Below are 1553 nucleotides of genomic sequence, written 5' to 3' on the forward strand. Positions count from 1 at the left end.
CTTGACTCGGCTTTTAAGGTCGGTTGGGGTTTTGTCCCTCGACGGAGGGATGGGTGTGAGACGGCCACCTGGTCACTCTGAGAGTAAGACGACTAAATCTACTCAAGGAGGACAAGGTGGCCGTTGTCGTCAGTATGCCCTCGAACGGTGGTGGAGACCATTCCCGGTTGGGGCGATTCCGGGGCGAGTTGTATGACTGCTTCACCGAGTGGGCGGATGCCTTGTTCGAGCTGGTCGACGGTCTGTCTCAGCCCATCACGGTCGATGGTGTCGCCCACCTGAGCCTCGCGCCGGCCGCCCGGCGCGGACACGGCAGCGGCTACGCGGCACTGCACGACGGGCGCATCGACGAGGACATGATCCGCGACGTGCTGGCCGGGCACCGCCCGCCCGGCTGGGGTGCCGTCTTCGCGGTGGACACGACGACCTGGGCGCGTCCGAACGCGCACTGCTCGCCGGGACGCGGGCTCTATCACCAGGAACACGCCAAAGCCCGCCAGGTCCACGGACAGCCCATCGTGGCCGGCTGGAACTTCTCACTGCTGGCCGCGATCTCCCCCGAGTCTTCAACGTGGACAGCGCCGCTGGACATCCGGCTACGGGTTGTCGCCGACGACGCGAACCTGGTCGCGGCCGAACAGATCCGCACGGTGGTGACCCGTATCGGCCGGCAGCAGAGCACGGTCACCGGCCCGGCGCCGTTGTTCGTCCTGGACGCCGGCTACAACCCGGCGTTGCTGACCACCGAACTGGCCGGCACCCCCGCTCAGATCTGCGTACGGATCCGCAACGACCGCCGCTTCTTCACCCGCGTCCCGCAACCGGAACCCACCCGCACCGGGCAACCCGGACGGCCCCGCCGCCACGGCACCCGATTCCACTGCGCCGACCCGGACACCTGGCCCGCCCCCGCCGGCACCGCCAGCAGCGACACCAGCACCTACGGGCGGATAACCGTCCAGGCCTGGCACCAGCTACACCCCAGAAAGCCCGGCCTGCGTGACACCTGCAACCGGCCCGCGATCATCGAATGCTCCCTGATCCGGATCACCGTCGACCGGCTACCCAACGGCCGCCGCACACCACACCCTCTCTGGCTCTGGTGGGCCGGACCACCCGAAAGCCTCCCCGACCTGCTCCAGGTCACCTACGCCTACCTGCACCGCTTCGACATCGAACACACCTTCCGCTTCACCAAACAAACCCTCGGCCTGACCACCCCGAAGATCCGCACTCCCGAACAAGCCCAACGCTGGGCCTGGCTCATCACCGCCGCCTACACCCAACTACGCCTGGCCACCGGCTTGGTCGCCGACCACCGACTGCCCTGGCAACAACCCCAACCCGCCGGCAAACTCACCCCCGGCCGAGTCCGCAACAGTTTCGGCCATCTACTACCCACCCTGCCCAACCCCACCAGAGCACCAAAAACCACCACCGGCGGCCCCGGCCGCCCACCCGGCCGCAAAACCAGCCGAGCACCCCGTCACCCCGTCCAAAAAGTCCCCCCACGCAACCACCCAAAAGACTCAAGAACACCTTAAAAGCCGAGT

At 67.2% G+C, this 1553-nt stretch carries 1 protein-coding gene; it reads left to right on the top strand.

Features of this window, described 5'->3' with window-relative positions:
* Nucleotides 1-167: 167 nt before the first annotated feature.
* Complete coding sequence (locus AB0E90_RS51640; protein WP_360421221.1) at nucleotides 168-1544, top strand: NF041680 family putative transposase; 1377 nt, start codon at nucleotides 168-170, stop codon at nucleotides 1542-1544.
* The last annotated feature ends 9 nt before the right edge of the window (nucleotides 1545-1553 follow it).

Origin of the sequence: Actinoplanes sp. NPDC026619 (assembly GCF_040638295.1) — a bacterium.
Taxonomy (GTDB): Bacteria; Actinomycetota; Actinomycetes; order Mycobacteriales; family Micromonosporaceae; genus Actinoplanes.